Annotated in this window: 19 protein-coding genes; 15 read left to right on the top strand and 4 right to left on the bottom strand. The window is 38.5% G+C overall.

From position 1 onward, the window contains the following. Window positions 1–4: 4 nt before the first annotated feature. From AB1L08_RS14425 to mobP2, 5 genes are all read left to right on the top strand, one after another. Entirely contained in the window at window positions 5–1,123 is a 1,119-nt protein-coding gene (locus AB1L08_RS14425; RefSeq protein ID WP_413065368.1) for a peptidoglycan DD-metalloendopeptidase family protein, read from the top strand. 23 nt (window positions 1,124–1,146) lie between these two features. Continuing rightward, window positions 1,147–2,199, top strand: coding sequence for a hypothetical protein (locus AB1L08_RS14420; protein WP_413065367.1), 1,053 nt, complete (start codon window positions 1,147–1,149; stop codon window positions 2,197–2,199). A 402-nt stretch (window positions 2,200–2,601) separates the two neighbouring features. After that, the gene (locus AB1L08_RS14415) at window positions 2,602–2,931 is read left to right on the top strand and encodes a hypothetical protein (RefSeq protein WP_413065366.1); all 330 of its coding nucleotides are present in this window, start codon (window positions 2,602–2,604) and stop codon (window positions 2,929–2,931) included. After that, window positions 2,928–3,383: a hypothetical protein gene (locus tag AB1L08_RS14410; protein ID WP_413065365.1), complete on the top strand. Its 456-nt coding sequence runs from the start codon at window positions 2,928–2,930 to the stop codon at window positions 3,381–3,383. The genes AB1L08_RS14415 and AB1L08_RS14410 overlap by 4 nt, the downstream gene beginning before the upstream one ends. 9 nt (window positions 3,384–3,392) lie before the next feature. Next, on the top strand, window positions 3,393–4,616 hold the full coding sequence (gene mobP2, locus AB1L08_RS14405; protein ID WP_413065364.1) for a MobP2 family relaxase: 1,224 nt from the start codon (window positions 3,393–3,395) through the stop codon (window positions 4,614–4,616). A 765-nt stretch (window positions 4,617–5,381) separates the two neighbouring features. Here the strand turns inward: mobP2 and AB1L08_RS14400 are convergent. After that, a complete protein-coding gene (locus AB1L08_RS14400; protein WP_413065363.1) occupies window positions 5,382–6,350 on the bottom strand; it encodes a metal ABC transporter solute-binding protein, Zn/Mn family in 969 nt (322 codons plus the stop codon). A gap of 248 nt (window positions 6,351–6,598) precedes the next feature. Next, window positions 6,599–6,877 (bottom strand): AbrB/MazE/SpoVT family DNA-binding domain-containing protein, encoded by a 279-nt coding sequence (locus AB1L08_RS14395; protein ID WP_413065362.1) that lies wholly within the window; start codon window positions 6,875–6,877, stop codon window positions 6,599–6,601. Between the two features lie 305 nt (window positions 6,878–7,182). Here AB1L08_RS14395 and AB1L08_RS14390 point away from each other — a divergent pair, with 305 nt between their 5' ends. Further along, complete coding sequence (locus AB1L08_RS14390; RefSeq protein WP_413065361.1) at window positions 7,183–7,737, top strand: TVP38/TMEM64 family protein; 555 nt, start codon at window positions 7,183–7,185, stop codon at window positions 7,735–7,737. Window positions 7,738–7,750: 13 nt separating this feature from the next. On the opposite strand, the gene lgt is transcribed toward AB1L08_RS14390, so the two are convergent. Next, window positions 7,751–8,602, bottom strand: a complete 852-nt coding sequence (gene lgt, locus AB1L08_RS14385; protein WP_413065360.1) for a prolipoprotein diacylglyceryl transferase — start codon at window positions 8,600–8,602, stop codon at window positions 7,751–7,753. 257 nt (window positions 8,603–8,859) lie between these two features. Between lgt and AB1L08_RS14380 the strand changes: the two genes are divergently transcribed. The 5 genes from AB1L08_RS14380 (at window position 8,860) to AB1L08_RS14360 (ending at window position 13,784) form a co-directional block, all read left to right on the top strand. Next, window positions 8,860–9,567 carry a cytochrome c biogenesis CcdA family protein gene (locus tag AB1L08_RS14380; RefSeq protein ID WP_413065359.1) on the top strand — a complete coding sequence of 236 codons (708 nt, stop codon included), beginning with the start codon at window positions 8,860–8,862 and terminating at the stop codon, window positions 9,565–9,567. A 45-nt stretch (window positions 9,568–9,612) separates the two neighbouring features. Then, window positions 9,613–10,143 (top strand): thiol-disulfide oxidoreductase ResA, encoded by a 531-nt coding sequence (gene resA / locus AB1L08_RS14375; protein WP_413065358.1) that lies wholly within the window; start codon window positions 9,613–9,615, stop codon window positions 10,141–10,143. 13 nt (window positions 10,144–10,156) lie between these two features. After that, window positions 10,157–11,797, top strand: coding sequence for a cytochrome c biogenesis protein ResB (gene resB / locus AB1L08_RS14370; protein ID WP_413065357.1), 1,641 nt, complete (start codon window positions 10,157–10,159; stop codon window positions 11,795–11,797). Then, entirely contained in the window at window positions 11,798–12,982 is a 1,185-nt protein-coding gene (ccsB, locus tag AB1L08_RS14365) for a c-type cytochrome biogenesis protein CcsB (protein ID WP_413065356.1), read from the top strand. 73 nt (window positions 12,983–13,055) lie between these two features. Then, entirely contained in the window at window positions 13,056–13,784 is a 729-nt protein-coding gene (locus AB1L08_RS14360) for a cytochrome c biogenesis CcdA family protein (protein WP_413065355.1), read from the top strand. Window positions 13,785–13,935: 151 nt separating this feature from the next. Here the strand turns inward: AB1L08_RS14360 and AB1L08_RS14355 are convergent, their stop codons facing one another. Then, the gene (locus AB1L08_RS14355) at window positions 13,936–14,265 is read right to left on the bottom strand and encodes a four-helix bundle copper-binding protein (RefSeq protein ID WP_413065354.1); all 330 of its coding nucleotides are present in this window, start codon (window positions 14,263–14,265) and stop codon (window positions 13,936–13,938) included. Window positions 14,266–14,596: 331 nt separating this feature from the next. Between AB1L08_RS14355 and AB1L08_RS14350 the strand changes: the two genes are divergently transcribed. From AB1L08_RS14350 to AB1L08_RS14335, 4 genes are all read left to right on the top strand, one after another. Further along, window positions 14,597–15,754 (top strand): D-alanyl-D-alanine carboxypeptidase family protein, encoded by a 1,158-nt coding sequence (locus AB1L08_RS14350; protein WP_413065353.1) that lies wholly within the window; start codon window positions 14,597–14,599, stop codon window positions 15,752–15,754. A 67-nt stretch (window positions 15,755–15,821) separates the two neighbouring features. Further along, on the top strand, window positions 15,822–16,433 hold the full coding sequence (locus AB1L08_RS14345) for a hypothetical protein (RefSeq protein ID WP_413065352.1): 612 nt from the start codon (window positions 15,822–15,824) through the stop codon (window positions 16,431–16,433). Continuing rightward, complete coding sequence (locus AB1L08_RS14340; protein ID WP_413065351.1) at window positions 16,430–17,023, top strand: redoxin domain-containing protein; 594 nt, start codon at window positions 16,430–16,432, stop codon at window positions 17,021–17,023. Before AB1L08_RS14345 ends, AB1L08_RS14340 begins: the two co-directional genes overlap by 4 nt. A 318-nt stretch (window positions 17,024–17,341) precedes the next feature. Further along, window positions 17,342–17,509, top strand: coding sequence for a hypothetical protein (locus AB1L08_RS14335; protein ID WP_413065382.1), 168 nt, complete (start codon window positions 17,342–17,344; stop codon window positions 17,507–17,509). Window positions 17,510–17,576 lie beyond the last annotated feature (67 nt).

Below are 17,576 nucleotides of genomic sequence, written 5' to 3'. Positions count from 1 at the left end.
GAAGGTGGCACCTCAAGGCTTTTATAAAGTCAGAGAATCAGCCAAAGAAAATATGGAGAGTATTTTACGATCTATTGGTCAAGCTCTGAAAACAAAGATTGTCTTATGGATTGGAGGGACGCTAGGACTTTCAGGATTTGCTTTTATTGCTGTTTTCTTCCTATTGTTCCTTCTTATTGTTGGTATAGCAGCCGGTTCATCGAACAATGAATCCTCGCCTTCAGGTGGAGGATTTTCTTGTTCACAAACGGGAGAAGTTGATATAGGGAAATGGGATACCGTCTTTAAGGGAGCCGGGAAATTAGCCGGAAGCCAGGAAACAATTATTTCTTTATCAGGTGAAAAAGGAATTGACCCGGTGTTATTTGCGGCGGTTGCATTACACGAAACAGGATTCGGAACATCGAATGCTGTGGTGAACAAAAATAATCCTGGAGGATTAATGGACCCGAAAACAGGCAGTTCAAAGCTGTATCATTTTTCTACTCTTGAAGAAGGTTTGGGTGCGATGGCAAACACGTTATATAACCGGATCATAAGAGATGGATTAAATACAATTGACAAGTTGGGGAGCGTTTATGCGCCCATCGGTGCAGCAAATGATCCGACCGGCCTTAATAAACATTGGGTTCCGAATGTGACGACCATAGCAACAAAGCTGGGTGGTTTTACCATGAATTGTGAAGATGTCGGGGAAGTTAAAGTTATTGGCGATAAAGCATGGCCAGTTCCCCATACAAAGAACGTCACATCTGGTTATGGTCCACGTTCGGGTGGCTTACACAAAGGTATTGATATAGCAGGCGGTAATGATTTAGGAAAAGCAATTGTCGCATTTATGGATGGTAAAGTGGTTGTCTCCACTTTTGGACAACGGGGAAGTGGATATGGAGGGTATGGCAATGTAGTCGTTATTGATCATGGCAATGGGATGAGAACGCTGTACGGTCACATGCAGGAAAAAGGCATACCTGAAGGAACAGAAGTAAAAGCCGGAGAGGTGGTTGGCAAAATTGGAAACACTGGCGATTCAAGAGGAGCTCACCTGCATTTTGAAATACGAATAAACAATAAACAAGTGGATCCGATGCCGTATTTAAAAGAGCTGTTAGGAAAGAAGTAGGGTAGAAAGGAGTGTTTATTCCATTGAAAATAAAAATGAAATGGAGTCTTGAAAATAAATTTTATGTTTTTTCCCTGTGTGTGATAGGCATTTGCTTTATCACTTTTTTTACGTCCAAAGCTTGGATGTATGACGATAATTCCATCATGCAAACGCCTTTTCATACAGAAATTAACGGACTGGACCAGACAACTTTAATTCTAAATAAGTGGGAGTATAATCCGAAAAGAGAACTTATGGAAGTTTCGATTACAACAAAACATACCGGATCGGATCAGGTTAAACCGACTTTTTCTTTTGTAGCAAAAGAGAAAGACTCATTGGAAAGTTACCCCGTCGAAGTTGTTTACAAAGATGAGGAAAATATGGTTGTTCAGGTTAAAAAAGTTCCGAAAGATTTCCGCGTGATTGGATTATTTGTACAAGAAAAAAGAGATCAAATGATTGTTGAGAATGAAATGAAAGCCACTTTGATGGAGTCATCAGGTACGTTGGATCAAGACCAAAATGAAATTGTATATAAGGCACCAAAGCCAAAGGAATTGGTCATAGCCGGTGATTACCGTAAGATCAAAATAAATCAAAATTTAGAAACGAAAGATCCCATTGATTACCAAACGGAACAAATCAATCGTGAAATTAAGCAAGTGGACAAGAATTTATTGGCGTTAGAGAAAGAGCAAATGCCCATGCAGCAAAAGCTTATTTCTTCCATCGAAAAAGAAATTGATACTCTTGAAAAGACTATGGAGTATCAAACGGAAGAAGAAAAGCAGGAGTCTATGGCGGAAATTATCGCAAAAAAAGAAGCGATTGAAAACGCAAAGAAAGATCAGGAGGAGTCTGAACAGGAGGCTGAAAAGCTAAAAGAGAAACGTGAAAAATTGTATAAGAAATTGGAATCTCTTCGTCCAGATGAGGAAGCAAAACAGATTCAAATAGAGAAACAGAACGATCAATTGGAATCAAACAATGCATCCAAAATAGATAAAAAAGAGGTCCCAAAGAAATCACAATCGTCATGGGAAAAGCGAAAAACTAACAAACAAAAATCCTCTGATACGAAGCCAGATTAACGGATGTTTTTTTGTTTTTGGTCTTTTTTCTTGTCGGACAAATGTGTGGTCTTTAACAATTTCTGTAATAAGAAGAGCAATTTTGCATTTTCGGTGATACAAAATCAAGTAAAAATGTCGGACAAACGTATGATTTTGCTCATTTCTACGATATAAAGGAAAAGTTAGGCTCTGCCTAACCTATCACCCTTGGTGATAGCACTTTTTCCTTATGCTCTTTCATTCAACAGTCCCATAAATGGGCTGTTTTCAAAGGAACATGCGTTAGCCCGCATGTTCCTTCCGTTTTCTATTGCCGTTTGTTTTATTTTTTTGGATCAATTCTGAGCGAGTAATAAAGTCGTCCAGCTGTAAACGAACACCAACTGCTCTTTAATTAAATGAAGTTTGGAGGAAAATAAAATGGATGTATTTCTAAGAAATATAGATGTGGTTGCTGTGAAAAAGATTGATGAAATGGCAAAGAAAAAGAAGTTGTCCCGAAATGAATATTTGAAATTGCACATTGAAAAACTGGCTCATATGGACGTGTTTCTGGAAGAGAGAAATAGGTTTGAAGAGGCATTAAAAATGGTTGGCAGCGTGTTGGAAAGAAATATTCATATGATGAAAGAAAATAATGAAGAGATACAGCAAATGAAATCCATCTTTATGATGATGATGGATGTGAATGAGGAAGAAGTCAATGAATATATGAAAGTATTTGTTGCGGAACAAGGTGAAGTTGTATGACCAAACTAAAAAAGAGTTATCGTTTAACAAGTGATACCGTTCAAAAAATTGAGCAGTTATCAGTTGAAGAAAATACCTCTCAAGCAAACGCGATTGAAATAATGGTTCAGCAATTTTTTGAGAATAGGGAAAAGGAACGGGTTGCATTGTTAGAAGCAATTGAAAAATTGGTTGATCAAAAATTGATTGAGAATCTTTCGGGTATGCAGGAGGATTTAAAAAGAATAAGAGTCACCGGTAATGTCATTGATCGAAATGTCCAAATTCAGTTGGAATTTTGGAACCATTATTTTATTGTGAACGAATTTAAAGAATTGGCCACTACAGAAAAATATAAGACGGAAGAATTGACAGAAGCTGAAACTGTTGTGAAAAATCGCATAGCCCATAACCGGCAGCGGAAATTAGATTGGGAAAGCAAGAGGAAAAAAGATACTAACCAAACAAAGTAGGTGTTTTGTATGACTCCTGCCGTTGTCTTAAAAAGTAAATTTGTTATGCCTAGTTCTGCCGAATATAAAAAATATGTTGATTACATTGACCGGGAAGACGTAAAAAAAGTATTAAAGGTGGACCGCGATTCGAAACAATTAAATGATTTTCAAGTCTTTCATTCGTATATGGATTACATGGGCGATGATGCAAAAAAACAAGGCTCCCTTTTTACAAATGACGCAGATCAATTGGATGAAAACAAGAAGATAGAATTAAAAGATGCTTTTACTAAAGCAGAACAAAACGGCTCTCCATTATGGCAAGATGTCATCAGTTTCGATAATGCCTGGCTGGAGAAGCAGGGAATATTTATCTCGAAAACAGGGGAACTGGATGAAGCAAAAATAAAGAATGTGGTCCGTGAAACAATGAAAGTGATGCTTGATGCTGAACAAATGACAGAGACGGCTGTCTGGTCAGCTGCCATTCATTATAATACTGATAATATCCATGTTCATATCGCAACCGTGGAGCCGTTTCCTTCCCGTGAAAAGAAACGGCTTTATAATAAAGAAACTAATCAATGGGAAGAGCAATACCGGGCTAAACGTAAGCAGGGAACACTGGATAAAATGAAATCCAAAGTAGCTAATATGATATTGGATCGAAGCGAAAGCCGTAATCGAATCAACGAAATTATTCGCGGGGCTGTGCATGATAAAAAAGAAAATACCGTAGACTTGGCAAGCTTTAGCAAAACAAAACGGCTGTTTCAAAAAGCATTGTTAAAGCTACCAGAAGACAAACGCCAATGGCAATACGGTTATCAGACGATCAATGATGCTAGGACTTATATTGACGAAATTGTAGATGTTTATTTAAAGACGTACCATGAAAAAGACATGAAAGAATTTAAAAAGCTGTTGGATGATGAAGTCCAGGTCATGAAAGAGTTATACGGAGAAGGAAGCAATTATCAAAAATACAAACAAACAAAATTAGATGATTTACGAAAACGGATGGGTAATGCAGTACTTATAGAAATGAAAACATATGCCAAAAAAGAAGAGTCCTTTCACCACCTTAAGAGATCACATCAAAGTTATTATCGGAAAAAGTGGCAAGCAAAAGGTAATTTGGATCAGGCCATTCGAAACTTACAGTTTCATATGCGAAAATCTTATCATGAATACCAAAAAGATCGAAACATTGAAGAATTTGATCGGATGCTGGATGGGTATGAGCGTTGATTTTAAAGGAGAATACTATAACATGTCAATTGCTTTTAGCAGAAAGGCCAACGCTTGTACTGATACTTTTCGAAATACGATAAAGAAAGACGGCTATATCGAAATAAATGATAGCCGTTTTTTAATGGATTAGTATTATGGGAAAAATGGTCATTGAAATCCCTACAATTTTTCCTTCGGAGTGCTCCTAGTTTACTAAACACAATGGTATCAAAAATATTGTCGGCGAATGGAAGGTCTTGGATGTCGGCCTCAAGAAGCTCAATGTGGTAAGGTGTTTTGATTTTCTTGGCATTACGTTGGCAAATGTAAGCATTTCAATGCTATCTACTCCTGTCAAAGATTCAATTTCATTGGGATAGAAGGCAAGGTTGGCACCAGTTCCAGCCTCTGCCTTCAAAATTTTCTCGGTTGCCAGGTTTAACAGGTTACGCCTCTATTCTTCTTTGATCATTCTGTCCATGCTGTCATACATTTTGGATATTCAATTATATCTTTTTTTATCACTTAGTTTGTACGATTGGCCATTAATGATTTTTCCTTTTACATATAAAAGGAAAATCTTACTTTTGATACTTTCATTTCCTAATATGAAAGTCAATGGGGCTCGGAAATGCCACTACGTTCTCTGTCTTTTTTTTAGACGAAATGTCGGTTGTACCGGTAACTTTAGGATTCCAATTAGTTAGATAATAGGGTTCACGGGTACAATTTTTTAAAGAGAATTAAATTACAAAAGATTAAAGTACACACCGAAGTCTAATACTAGTCGTTGTTCAACCCTTTTTTCAGTGCTTCAAGATTTTGATTCATGATAGAAAAATAATCTTCATTGGCATCTAAATCTTTATTCGACAGTGATTCGAGGTTTTGAAGTGTTAATGTCTCTGTGCCAGTAGCTTTTTTTATCGTATTCGCTATTTTATTTGGAAGGTTTGGTTCCGTGTAAATGTACTTCAAGTTATTCTCTTTAACCAGGTTTATGATTTCTATGATTTTCTTTTGAGAGGGCTCAACTGTTGGTGATATACCGCTAATGCCTACCTGCTTTAAGCCATAGGCATCTTCCCAATATCCATAGGCTGAATGGGATACTATAAATGTTTTTGTGTCAGCGTTTTTTACCATGCTTTTGAATCCTGTATCCAATGTTTCTAGATCGCTTTTTAGTTCTTCGAAATTATCTTCAAATTCTGCGGTATGCTCCGGATTTAATTTTACAAGGGCATTCTTAATATTTTCTGCTAATCTAATTGACCGTAAAGGATCCAACCAAACGTGCGGATCTACATCCAAATCATCGGCATGGTCATTTTGACTGTCTTCATTTTCTTCATCAGCATGTGAATCTTCCATAGAACCCATAAGATCAATATTCTCCGTTGCATTTACGATTGCAACATCTTCGTTTTTGATGGAATCCACTACTGCATCTGCAAAACTTTCAAGACCTGTTCCCGAATGAATAAATGCATCAGCCTGTGCTAAACTGACCATTTTTTTTGGAGACACTTCAATGGAGTGGGCATCTGAACCAGGTGGAACAATAGTTTCGACAGAGACGAACTCCCCGCCAATTCTCTGTGTGAAGTATTCAAAAGGGTAGATTGTCGTATATACTTTGAGCTTATCTTGTTTTTCTTTAGGATTACTGGAGGGCACCTCTTTATTACAAGCTGCTAAAATGAAGATCAACATAAAAAATGTGATAAATGTAAATAACTTCTTTTTCATATACCAAACCCCTTTAGCTTAATAAAGTATTTTCTTATTATAATCGTAATGATTACGATTTACAACAGATTTTCTATAAAACTATTAAAATAAAAACACCACTGGCAAAAAGCGAATGGTGTCAAGTTTCAGGAATGAATTTCTTCTTTAAAGGCATTTTTTTCATTTGAGGAAAAGATAGGTAAGAATGATCGTGTAAAAGATCATCATCGCAAAAGATGCTGGAAAAATAATAGATCACTTGAAGTTCAATTTCGTTTTTTAAGAATGATTTTGTTGCACGAAACTTCGATGGAAAACATTTCTCTGACATTGATATTACACAATCGTCTAAGCTCCATAGGAATGGTGATTTTTCCGTTTGTAAAAAGGCATTGATTTAATGTTTCATCTTCATGGTGCTTTTCTATCATGATGCAGTTTTTGGACTCGTAAACAAAGAGATATTGTCCTTCTATTAAATTCAACTGCTTTTGAATTTTTTTTGGTATTCGTATTTGTCCGTTTTTGGACATTATTAAATACATCAAGATCACCTCCAATTTAAATAGTTTGAGAGTCAGCCAAGTTAACGAATTTCCGTTTTTTGAAAACTCACGCCCCTTGTGATGGGGAAGGTTAATGGATAGGGTCCTGCCTAGTATAAAAGATTTTTTTGAAGAAAATTTGCAGATGATAGCGATTTTAGTTTTGCCTTCGTGAAATATACCATGATGTTATAAAGCTTTCTAATTTATTTGTATTTGCACTTCATATCAATAAATAAATTGCAAAGGTGCAAAGTCTTAAAATATAATCAGTGAAAATACCTTGAAAGGAAAATGTGGGGAACATGGCCAATGAGGTAATACAATGGTTTCCTGAAAACCCGGCTATAGCAACAGTCATCAGTATCATCCTTAATATTTTTGTAGCGGTTTCAGGTATTTTTCCAAGTGCCCCGATAACTGCCGGGAATATTATTTTCTTTGGTTTTAAGATAGGGGTTTTGATGTCCATCATAGGGGAGGCTGCAGGAGCTATTGTCAGTTTTTTGCTCTACCGTAAAGGTTTAAGTAAATTGCTTATTCACGATAAAGTAAAGAATAGACTTTTAATCAGGTTAAAATATACACATGGGGTTGAAGCAGTTTTTCTTGTATTAGTGTTACGAGTATTACCCTTCATCCCTTCAGGTGCTGTAACGCTTGCAGCGGCATTTAGTCAAATGCGCCTTTTTTCTTTCAGCATCGCCAGCACCCTAGGGAAAATCCCATCACTGTTTATTGAAGCTTATTCAGTGGACCGTGTACTTAAATTAACAGTAGAGTGGCAGATTGGCATAGTTCTTTTCTTGTTTTTGGTTTTCGTTTGTTACAAACTATGGAAACGAAAGAGAGCTGAGTAAAATGGTGTAAGAACTATTTTTTAGATTTCTTTTTCTTGTTTTTTGTTTTTCCGTTCTGTTTAACTTTAGTTTCGGATTTTTTGGGTTCCTTTACACGTCGATACCAAAATAAACCGATGGCTAGGAAGATCAGTATGATAGAAATAACTTGTGCCATACGGAGCGTGTCCGTCAACATTAAACTGTCCGTCCTTAACCCTTCGATAAAGAATCGGCCGAAGGAGTACCAGATGACATAAATTAAAAATAACTCCCCTGTTTTTAATTTTGCTCTTCTGAGTAAAATCAAAATAACGAAACCGATGACATTCCATACCGATTCATATAAAAAAGTGGGATGAAAATACTGGCCATCAATATACATTTGATTGATGATGAATTCAGGGAGTTTTAACCCCTCGAGAAATTCCCTTGAAACCGGCCCTCCATGCGCTTCCTGATTCATAAAATTTCCCCATCTTCCAATTGCTTGAGCCAAGATGAGACTCGGAGCAACAATATCGGCAATTAACCAAAATGAAATATTTTTTTTCCTTGAGTAGACTACAGCTGTTACTACAGCACCAATTAAAGCACCATGGATCGCGATACCGCCCTCCCAGATTTTAATCACATCACCCAAGTTTTGTGAGTAATAGTCCCATTGAAAAATAACGTAATAGATTCTTGCAGTAATAATCGAAATTGGCAAAGCCCATAAGACCAGGTTTGTAATTGTTTCATTAGGCAATCTTTTTTTGTTTGCTTCATGATTGGCTAACCATAACCCAATCATTATCCCTGTAATGATAATGACTCCATACCAATAAACGGTTATGGGCCCAAATTCGAATGCGATCCGGCTCAAAGCCTCTGGCTGTTCCACCTTATTCCCTCCATATTCTGTTTTATATCCTTAAATATAATGAAAAACTATGAAGAAATTATGCAGGCACATAATTGCATAATCAAACCTGCTCAGGGATATACCTATGATGATTTCAATGTGTCACAACTTGTTGATAAAATTCCAACTAATTTATGTCAATTAAAAGTTTTCAAGATAACTGCATAGTTTCTTCACATTCATGTCTTATCTTTATGATGCGTATGTCCAAAAACCTCGGGAGGATGTGTGATTTTGTGGAGCAAGTGAACCTGTTTCTGGCCTTCGGTGCAGGCTTTTTATCATTTATATCGCCTTGTGCGCTTCCTTTATATCCGGCTTTTCTTTCTTATATTACAGGCATGACAATCAATGAGTTAAAAGGCGGCCAAGGAATATTAAGAAAAAAAGCGTTTATTCATACCATTCTTTTTTTGCTGGGTTTTTCCATTATCTTTTTGGCTCTCGGTTTATCAACATCTTTTATAGGATCCTTTTTTGCAAGATATCAAGATCTTTTAAGACAGTTGGGCGCTATATTAATGGTGTTTTTCGGCCTGGTTCTTACTGGGGTAATACGATTTAACTTTTTGCTATCGGATAAAAAAATACAATTTCGAAATCGGCCTTCCGGTTATTTGGGATCTGTATTGATCGGTATAGGATTTGCCGCAGGCTGGACCCCCTGCACGGGTCCGATTCTGGCAGGAGTGATCGCTCTTGGCATTGCCAACCCTGGTATGGGCCTTGTCTATATGGCGTTTTATGTGTTGGGCTTTTCTATTCCATTTTTAATCATGACATTCTTCCTCGATAAAATGACCTTCTTAAAGAAGCACGGAAATCGTTTCATGGTTTTTGGGGGAGTGTTAATGATTGTAATGGGCATCCTTTTATACTTTGATTGGATGACAGTTATCATTTCGATATTGATTCCTTTGTTCGGCGGCTTCACTGGATTTTAGAATCCAATAACAAACTGAAATTACATATCTAGTGGAGGTAGAAAGATGAAGAAAAAGAAACGGCTGATCATGCGAAGCGTGATACTTGCCATCATGTTGGCTGCTATCGGCTATACCCTTTATGCAAATTTCACCAAGGAAACAAGAGGGGAGATTGCCATAGGGGATAAAGCACCGGATTTTATCCTATCAGATATGAACGGGAATACACATAAATTGTCCGACTATAAAGGACAGGGCGTGTTTTTAAACTTTTGGGGGACGTGGTGCAAGCCATGCGAAAGGGAAATGCCTTATATGAATAATCAATATAAAGTGTACAAAGATCAGGGTGTGGAAATTTTGGCCGTCAATGTGGGAGAGCCGGAGTTTATTATCAATAAGTTTGTCAAAAAGCATGGGTTGGATTTTCCCATATTGAAAGATGCCAACAAAGATGTGTTGAATCTATACAATGTTACCCCTTTGCCTACTACGATGTTGATTGATCCTGAAGGCACGATTACAGCAATAGAAACAGGGGAACTTTCAGAAGCAAAAATTAAAGGAATGATGGAGAGCATCAAACCTCGATAAAGGGGTGAAATGTATGGAGAAAGTAAAATGTGAATGTGGCCATGTCAATCCAAACGGAACCATTTTGTGTGAAGCATGCGGGCGGGCATTAACAGATGAAGCGAGGAAGGAAAGACTGCATGATATGCGTTACGAAGGAAGTGCCCGCAGATCACAGACTTATAATAGGACAGTAGTTGATAAAATCTGGGCTTTCTTTTCTTCGGTAAAAGTGGGAGTATGGCTGATTGTTATCACGTTAATCGCATCGGCACTTGGGACAGCTTTGCCTCAAGCCATGTACATACCGCCGCGTGCCGATCCTGCGGTGTATTATGAAGAGCAATATGGGATCTTTGGAAAGCTTTTTTACCAATTAGGCTTTCACGACTTATACAGTTCCTGGTGGTATTTGATTTTAATTGCCTCTATTGGCGTTTCCCTTGTGATTTGCAGCCTTGACCGCGTTGTGCCGTTATACAGGGCTTTAAACAACCAGCGTGTAAGCCGGCATGAAGGCTTTCTGAAGAGGCAAAGACTGTTTAATCGCGGGACAGTCGAACATACAGAGACGGATTTTAAGACAATCAAGAAAAAGCTGAAACAGAAAAAATACCGGATCCGGGAAGAAAACGGCAATCTCTTGGCTGAAAAAGGACGTTTTTCCCGTTGGGGCCCCTATGTAAACCATGTTGGGCTAATCATTTTTTTGATTGGAGGCATGCTTCGGTTTGTCCCCGGCATGTACGTTGACGAAGTGTTGTGGCTTCGGGATGGGGAAAGAAAAACGATTCCGGGCACTGATGAAGCCTACGTATTGGAAAGCAAAGGGTTCAAAAGGGAACTGTATGATGAAACAGACAAAAAGGAATTTCAGGAAGCACTTGAACGGGTAGGCGGCGTCATTAAAAACTTCCAGTCCGATGTGATTTTATATAAGCGGGATCCGAACAAAGCGGTTGGTGTCGAAGGGAACCTCACGAAATTACAGGAAGCGGAAATCCGGGTGAATGAGCCTTTAAAATTTGATAAATTTGGCGTTTATCAAGTTGACTATAAACTTGATGAATTTAAAACCATGTCATTTAGCCTCATGGACAAAAAAACCGGGGGTTCCAAAGGCGAGTTGACCGTTGACTTGTTTGATCCCAAGGATGAGTACGATCTTGGCAACGGTTATAAAATTGAACTGTTGGGCTTTTACCCCGATTTTGCAGGTTTCGCCGAAAACGGCGAACCGCAAAGCAACTCGCCGCTCCCCAACAATCCTGCTTTTTTATTTAATATGATTTCACCGGAACATCCTGATGGAGAGGTCAGTTTTACGGCTATTCGTCAAACGGTTGAACCGTTGGGAGAAACCGATTATAAAATGAAGTTTTCAGGCATCACCACCCGCAATGCCACAGCATTAGTGGTCCGGAAAGACCTTACCCTCTGGGTTGTCGGGCTTGGCGGCCTGATATTCATGATTGGCGTGATTCAGGGCTCTTACTGGAATCATCGTCGCATCTGGCTGCAAAAACACAACGGGGAAACCCTTATTGCCGGGCACACCAATAAAAATTGGCATGGGCTGAAAAGAGAGATTGCAGACATTGTAACAGGGACATCCATACCCGAACCAATAGACCAGCAGGCGGAAAAAAGTAATTCCACAGAAGGAGAGAAATAAATGTTAAATTTTACGCAAATAAGCAGCACCCTGCTATACGCTGCATTTGTACTCTATTTGATCGCCGTTCTATTTTTCTCTGGGGCCATTCGGGAAAAAAGCAAAAAAGAAAAGTCAAATAATCGGTGGGGAAAAATCGGCATAACGCTAGCTATCACCGGTTTTCTCTCACATCTGGCCTCCTTTATCACCCGCTGGATAGCAGGAGGGCATGCCCCCATCAGCAACATGTTTGAATTTATTTCATTCTTTGGAATGATGCTGGTCGGAGCCTTTATTCTCATCTATTTTATATACAGATTAAATGTATTGGGGATTTTCGCATTATCCATCGCCGCCATACTGATCGCCTACGGGAGCATGTTTCCACGAGAAATTAACCCTCTCATTCCGGCACTACAAAGCGATTGGCTGTTTATTCATGTATCGACAACCGCAACGGGCCAAGCGATACTGGCAATCAGCTTCGTAGCTGGCTTGATCTACCTATTAAAGGCTGTCGACCCGGCAGTTAAAGATAAAAGGTCTTTTATGCTGGAAGTGATCATGTTCGGGATTATTTGTGTCGTTGGTTTTATTGCTGTGACAACTTCTTTTTCAGTAGCTGACTACAAGGTTGATTTTAATTGGATTGATAAAGACGGCAATGAAAAAGTCATGAAATACCAGTTGCCTGCACTTGTAGGGCCAAATGAAGGAATGATGATGACTCCGGACCGGTTTAGCCCGATCGCTGAAATGCCGGCTATTATCCATGCAAAAAAGCTAAACTCGGTGATATGGACTTTGCTATCAGGAACATTTCTTTATTTGGTTATACGGATTTTTACGAGAAGGCGGATCAGCCAACTACTACGCCCGGTGGTTAAAAAGGTGAACTTGGACCTTGTAGATGAAATCAGCTATCGATCGGTTTTGATCGGCTTTCCTGTCTTTTCTCTTGGCGGGCTGGTATTTGCGATGATCTGGGCTCAAATCGCCTGGACACGCTTCTGGGGATGGGACCCCAAAGAGGTATGGGCGCTGATAACCTTTTTGTTTTATGCTGCTTTCCTTCACCTGCGGCTTTCAAGAGGCTGGCACGGGGAAAAAAGCGCATGGCTTGCGGTCATCGGGTTTGCCATCATTATATTTAACCTCATCTTTGTAAATCTTGTCATTGCCGGATTACACTCTTATGCGTGATGAAATAGGTTTCAAACAAGATTAACAACGGCCACTGGAATAATAAATCCATAAGTATCTGAGGTTGATTCCGATGTATCAAGAAATCAGCAAAATAAGCCAATTCTTAAGTGAACCTTTTATGACACTATATAATGGGACAGAAGCACCTATTGTTGTCGCCTTTGTACTCGGATTAATAGGTGCTCTGGCTCCCTGCCAGTTAACGGGAAATATAAGTGCGATTACACTTTATGGAAACAGAAGCCTGCAAAGTTCCCGTTACTGGGGCGATGTGATTTTGTTTATACTTGGTAAGATTGTCGTATTTAGCGGGCTGGGGCTGCTTGTATGGCTGGCGGGACGGAATTTTGAAGAAAATATTATCATTTTATTTCCTTTTTTCCGCAAAGTAATTGGACCATTCCTTATTTTTCTGGGCCTTTTTTTAATGGGATTTATCAAACTGAACATCATTAATAAAATTACAAGTAAAATACCACTGAAACTGCGAAGTGGAAAAACGGGCTCCTTTTTGATGGGTGCAAGTTTTTCTATTGCCTTTTGCCCAACAATGTTTGTTATATTTTTCGTCACACTCATGCCTGTTGTGTTGACCTCTTCATACGGTTTGATCCTTCCTACCGTTTTTGGGATTGGGACTTCAATACCTGTACTTATCGTGATTGGAATTATTTCCTTCCTTGGGATAAGCGGCACCTTGATGAAAAGGAGCAAAAAATTTGGCTTGTGGGTCCAACGTGCGGCTGGAGTTACTCTCATTTTACTTGGTATATTAGATACCATCACTTATTGGTTTTAAAATTTCATTGAGGGTCTGGTTTACTGAAAGTTTGCGTCTCGGCTGTCAAATGGATTCTTGTTGGCTTCACTAAAATGAAAAGGAGAGCGTTTGCCATGAAGGCATTTCAAACGCTCTCCTTTTTAACAATCCAATCTTTCGTATACAATTGTTAAGCGGCCATTTTCCGGCATTCTTCTGCACATCGAAAACAGGCTTCCGCACATCTTTGACAGTGGTCATGGTCATGCTTTTTACATTCATTTCCGCAAGCCTCACAAATTTCTGCGCACAATTGGCAAATTTGTTTTGCAAACGGGCTGCCAGACTGCATGGATTTGGCTGCAAAGGCGCATATATCTGCACATTCACGATCCAATCGGATACAGTCTGCCATCATAGCTAAATCCTCTTCCTTTAAGCAAGCGTCATAACAGGTGTTACAGGCTTCCATACACTCCAGGCAGGCTTGAATACATTCTTCATAAGATTGAGCAATCATTTATATCGTCCTCCTTTTGAGATTGTACGCTTTTATTTTTCCCGCGGACAAATGGTATAAACTGCATAAAGAATGCATATTTCCGTCACAATAAATTCCTGGAGTAAGAGTTTTGGTTTAATAAATTTTGTTCCCTCCGTCTGCTTACTACATTTAGTATTTTAGTCGTATGAACTTCTTTTATTTTGATGGTGGTGATCAACATACCTTTGAATAAGCATGAGCAGATACTTTAAAAGTTAGTAATGTAATTGTGTTTATTTCTCCATTATTTCTTCATATTTATCAGTTACAATGCAAGCAATCGTACCAGTATTGAAGAAGGTGGAGCATGAAGATAAACATTATTTTACTTGTTGTTTTGTCTTTCACGTTTTTTATTTCAAGCAAGACTTTTGCTGAAGATAATCCTGATATTTCAAGTGAAGCGGCTATTCTTATGGATTCTAAATCAGGTCAGGTTTTATATGAAAAGAACGCTAACAAAAAAATGTATCCTGCAAGCTTAAGTAAAATTGCCACAGCCATCTATGCTTTGGAAAAAGGAAATCTTGATGATTTAGTAACGGTCAGCAAGGAAGCGCACCAAGTTGAAGGTACAAGAGTTTATTTGGAAGAAGGTGAGAAGGTTCCATTAAAGAAACTGATTCAAGGGCTGCTCATAAATTCCGGAAATGATGCCGGAGTAGCGATTGCAGAGCACTTGGATGGATCGGTAGAAAATTTTTCATTAAATATAAACAATTATTTAAACAAGTTAGGTGTCAATCATACAAATTTTCAAAACCCACATGGTCTTTTTGACCCCAGCCATGTAACAACGGCTAACGATTTAGCTGTTATAACTCGGTATGCGATGAGAAACAAAGAATTCAGGGAAATCTTTGCAACGAGGGAATTAAGATGGAAGGGAGAATCCTGGCAGACGACACTCATTACCCACCATAAACTGATGAGGGAACAGCCTTATGAGGGTGTTACAGGCGGAAAAACTGGCTATGTTGACCAATCTGGTCACACATTGGCTACAACGGCAAAAAAAGACGGTTTGAGCTTAATTGTTGTGATATTAAACGGTTCTACTCAGGAAATGGCTTATAAGGATACTACTGAATTGTTGGATTACGGCTTTAGGCACTATGAAACTTCTTTAATCCCCAAGGGTACCAAATACTCTAATAAGAACAACCAATTTTTCGTAGCTGAAGATTTTTATTTCACAAAGTCTCTTAATCAAAGTGTAGAGACAAACATTAATGAAAAAGGATTGTTAGAAATATTGCAGAACCAGACCGCTATTGCCTCTGCACAATTAGAAAATTCCAAGAGTAACTTGACCAAACAAGCCGGGGCCACAGGGAACGGGTTGCCTGTTACTATAAAAAAATATTTTAATGGAATTTTAATTATCGTTCTAATTGTATTTTTCGGATCTCGTTTCAAGAGAAAAAGAAAATCCAGGAGAAAAAAATATATTAAAACTGGCTGACAGAGCCAGGATTGCCATAAAGTCAAGTTCTATGAAATATTTGACCAAAGGGGGAGGGCAATGAATATTGAGGTGGGTATCACTCGGTCCAGTATCGGTACCAACATCATGGGCGGCCATGGTATTGGCTTTTTTGATAACGGGAGCCTTCTTGTTCATCACCAAAAAAAAGGCGGCCTTAAATTGGTACGAAAATGCCATATTTATTTTTATAGTGACTTGGAAACTAAGTGTAATCATCTTCCATCCAAAAATGGCTATCGCCAATCCTATGACCATACTATATTTTAACGGTGGAGTGAAAGGATATGGAATCGGTTTGGCAGGCGCACTTTTATATACAACTTTTTCGAAAAAGGGGGCAATAATAAGATACAGTGAGTTGGCACTGTCATGGATACTAGCTGTTTCTACGTATGAACTGGTGTATGGGGTATTCAAGGAAATAGGCGCTTTAGTGGTTGCTATTCAATTGATAATCAATCTCGCTTTACTGACTTTGCTCATTATCAAAGCACCTAATCGCTTATGGATGCTGCAAATCATCACTTTGTTTACATGCGTACAAGGAATTTTTTATACGCTAAAAGCTAACCTGCTCTCCCTTCCTATGGCTACATATCTAATATTTGTGATCTTCTTTTATTTTTGGAGTAGAAACAGGGGTGGTCAATCTTGAAAAAAAATATATTCGGATTAACGGTCATTGCACTTCTTGCAACCATTATGATCATAAATATTCTTCAGGATACACGCAAACCGAAAGGCGTGGACTTTGAACAAGGAAAGTCCGTTGCACAAACGGCAACCGATGAAACGATTAGCGAAGGCCTCTCTCCAGGGGAGATTCCTCCGGATTTCGAATTGCAGACCCTTGATGGACAAACAATCAGGCTATCCGATTATAAGGGAAAAAAAGTTATTTTAAATTTTTGGGCTACATGGTGTCCGCCTTGCAGAGCTGAAATGCCATATTTGGAAAATTATTATAAAACAAAGGCGAAAAAGCAGAACGTTGAAATCATTGCCGTCAATTTAACAAATGCCGAAACTAGCAGAAATAAGCTAGAAACGGTCAAGGATTTTGCCGATGAATACGGCCTTACATTTCCGATCCCTTTGGATGAAACAGGAAAAGTGGGAAACACATACCAGACCATAACTATCCCAACCAGCTACATGATTGATTCTAAAGGGATCATTCATGAAAAAATCATCGGGCCAATGGATGAAGAAATGATTAAAAAGCTTGTAAATGAAATGAGTTAAGTAAATGGGCTGATTACAAATGGGTATCAGCCCTTATACATATAGCCTAATAAAATCTCATGTACAAGCTTATCAAACTCTTTTGTTGATTTAAGTTTTCCCGCAGACTTCTTACTATAGATGGACCACTCCCTACAATAGCCATTATCATTTGTACATGTTTCATAGGATTGTCCTTTCCTTAGCCAACAAAAATCATTAACAGAAAGAGAGAAGAATATACTTCTAAAGTGATTTTTATAAATGTATTGTATGGAGCTCTTGCGTTTTAGTGTCCATACAAACGTAAAGAGTAAATATTTATTGGGGGAGGTCCGATTGCGCGTTTCAAATGTTATTGTCCGTAAACGATTGGTTTTTGTGTTAATCGGAGGGTTGTTGATCATGTTTGTAATGGGGATACGGCTGGGATATATCCAATTATTTATTGGTGACTGGCTGACAGGTAGGGCGATGGAATTATGGAGCCGTGATATTGTAAACTAGCACATTATTTCAGACACCTAATTTCAAATTAACTCCGGTGAAAAACCTGAAATAGTGTGCCGGTTTG

Source organism: Siminovitchia jepli (assembly GCF_047228825.1).
In the GTDB taxonomy this organism is placed as follows: Bacteria; Bacillota; Bacilli; order Bacillales; family Bacillaceae_C; genus Siminovitchia.
This window is presented reverse-complemented; position numbering and strand designations above follow the sequence as displayed.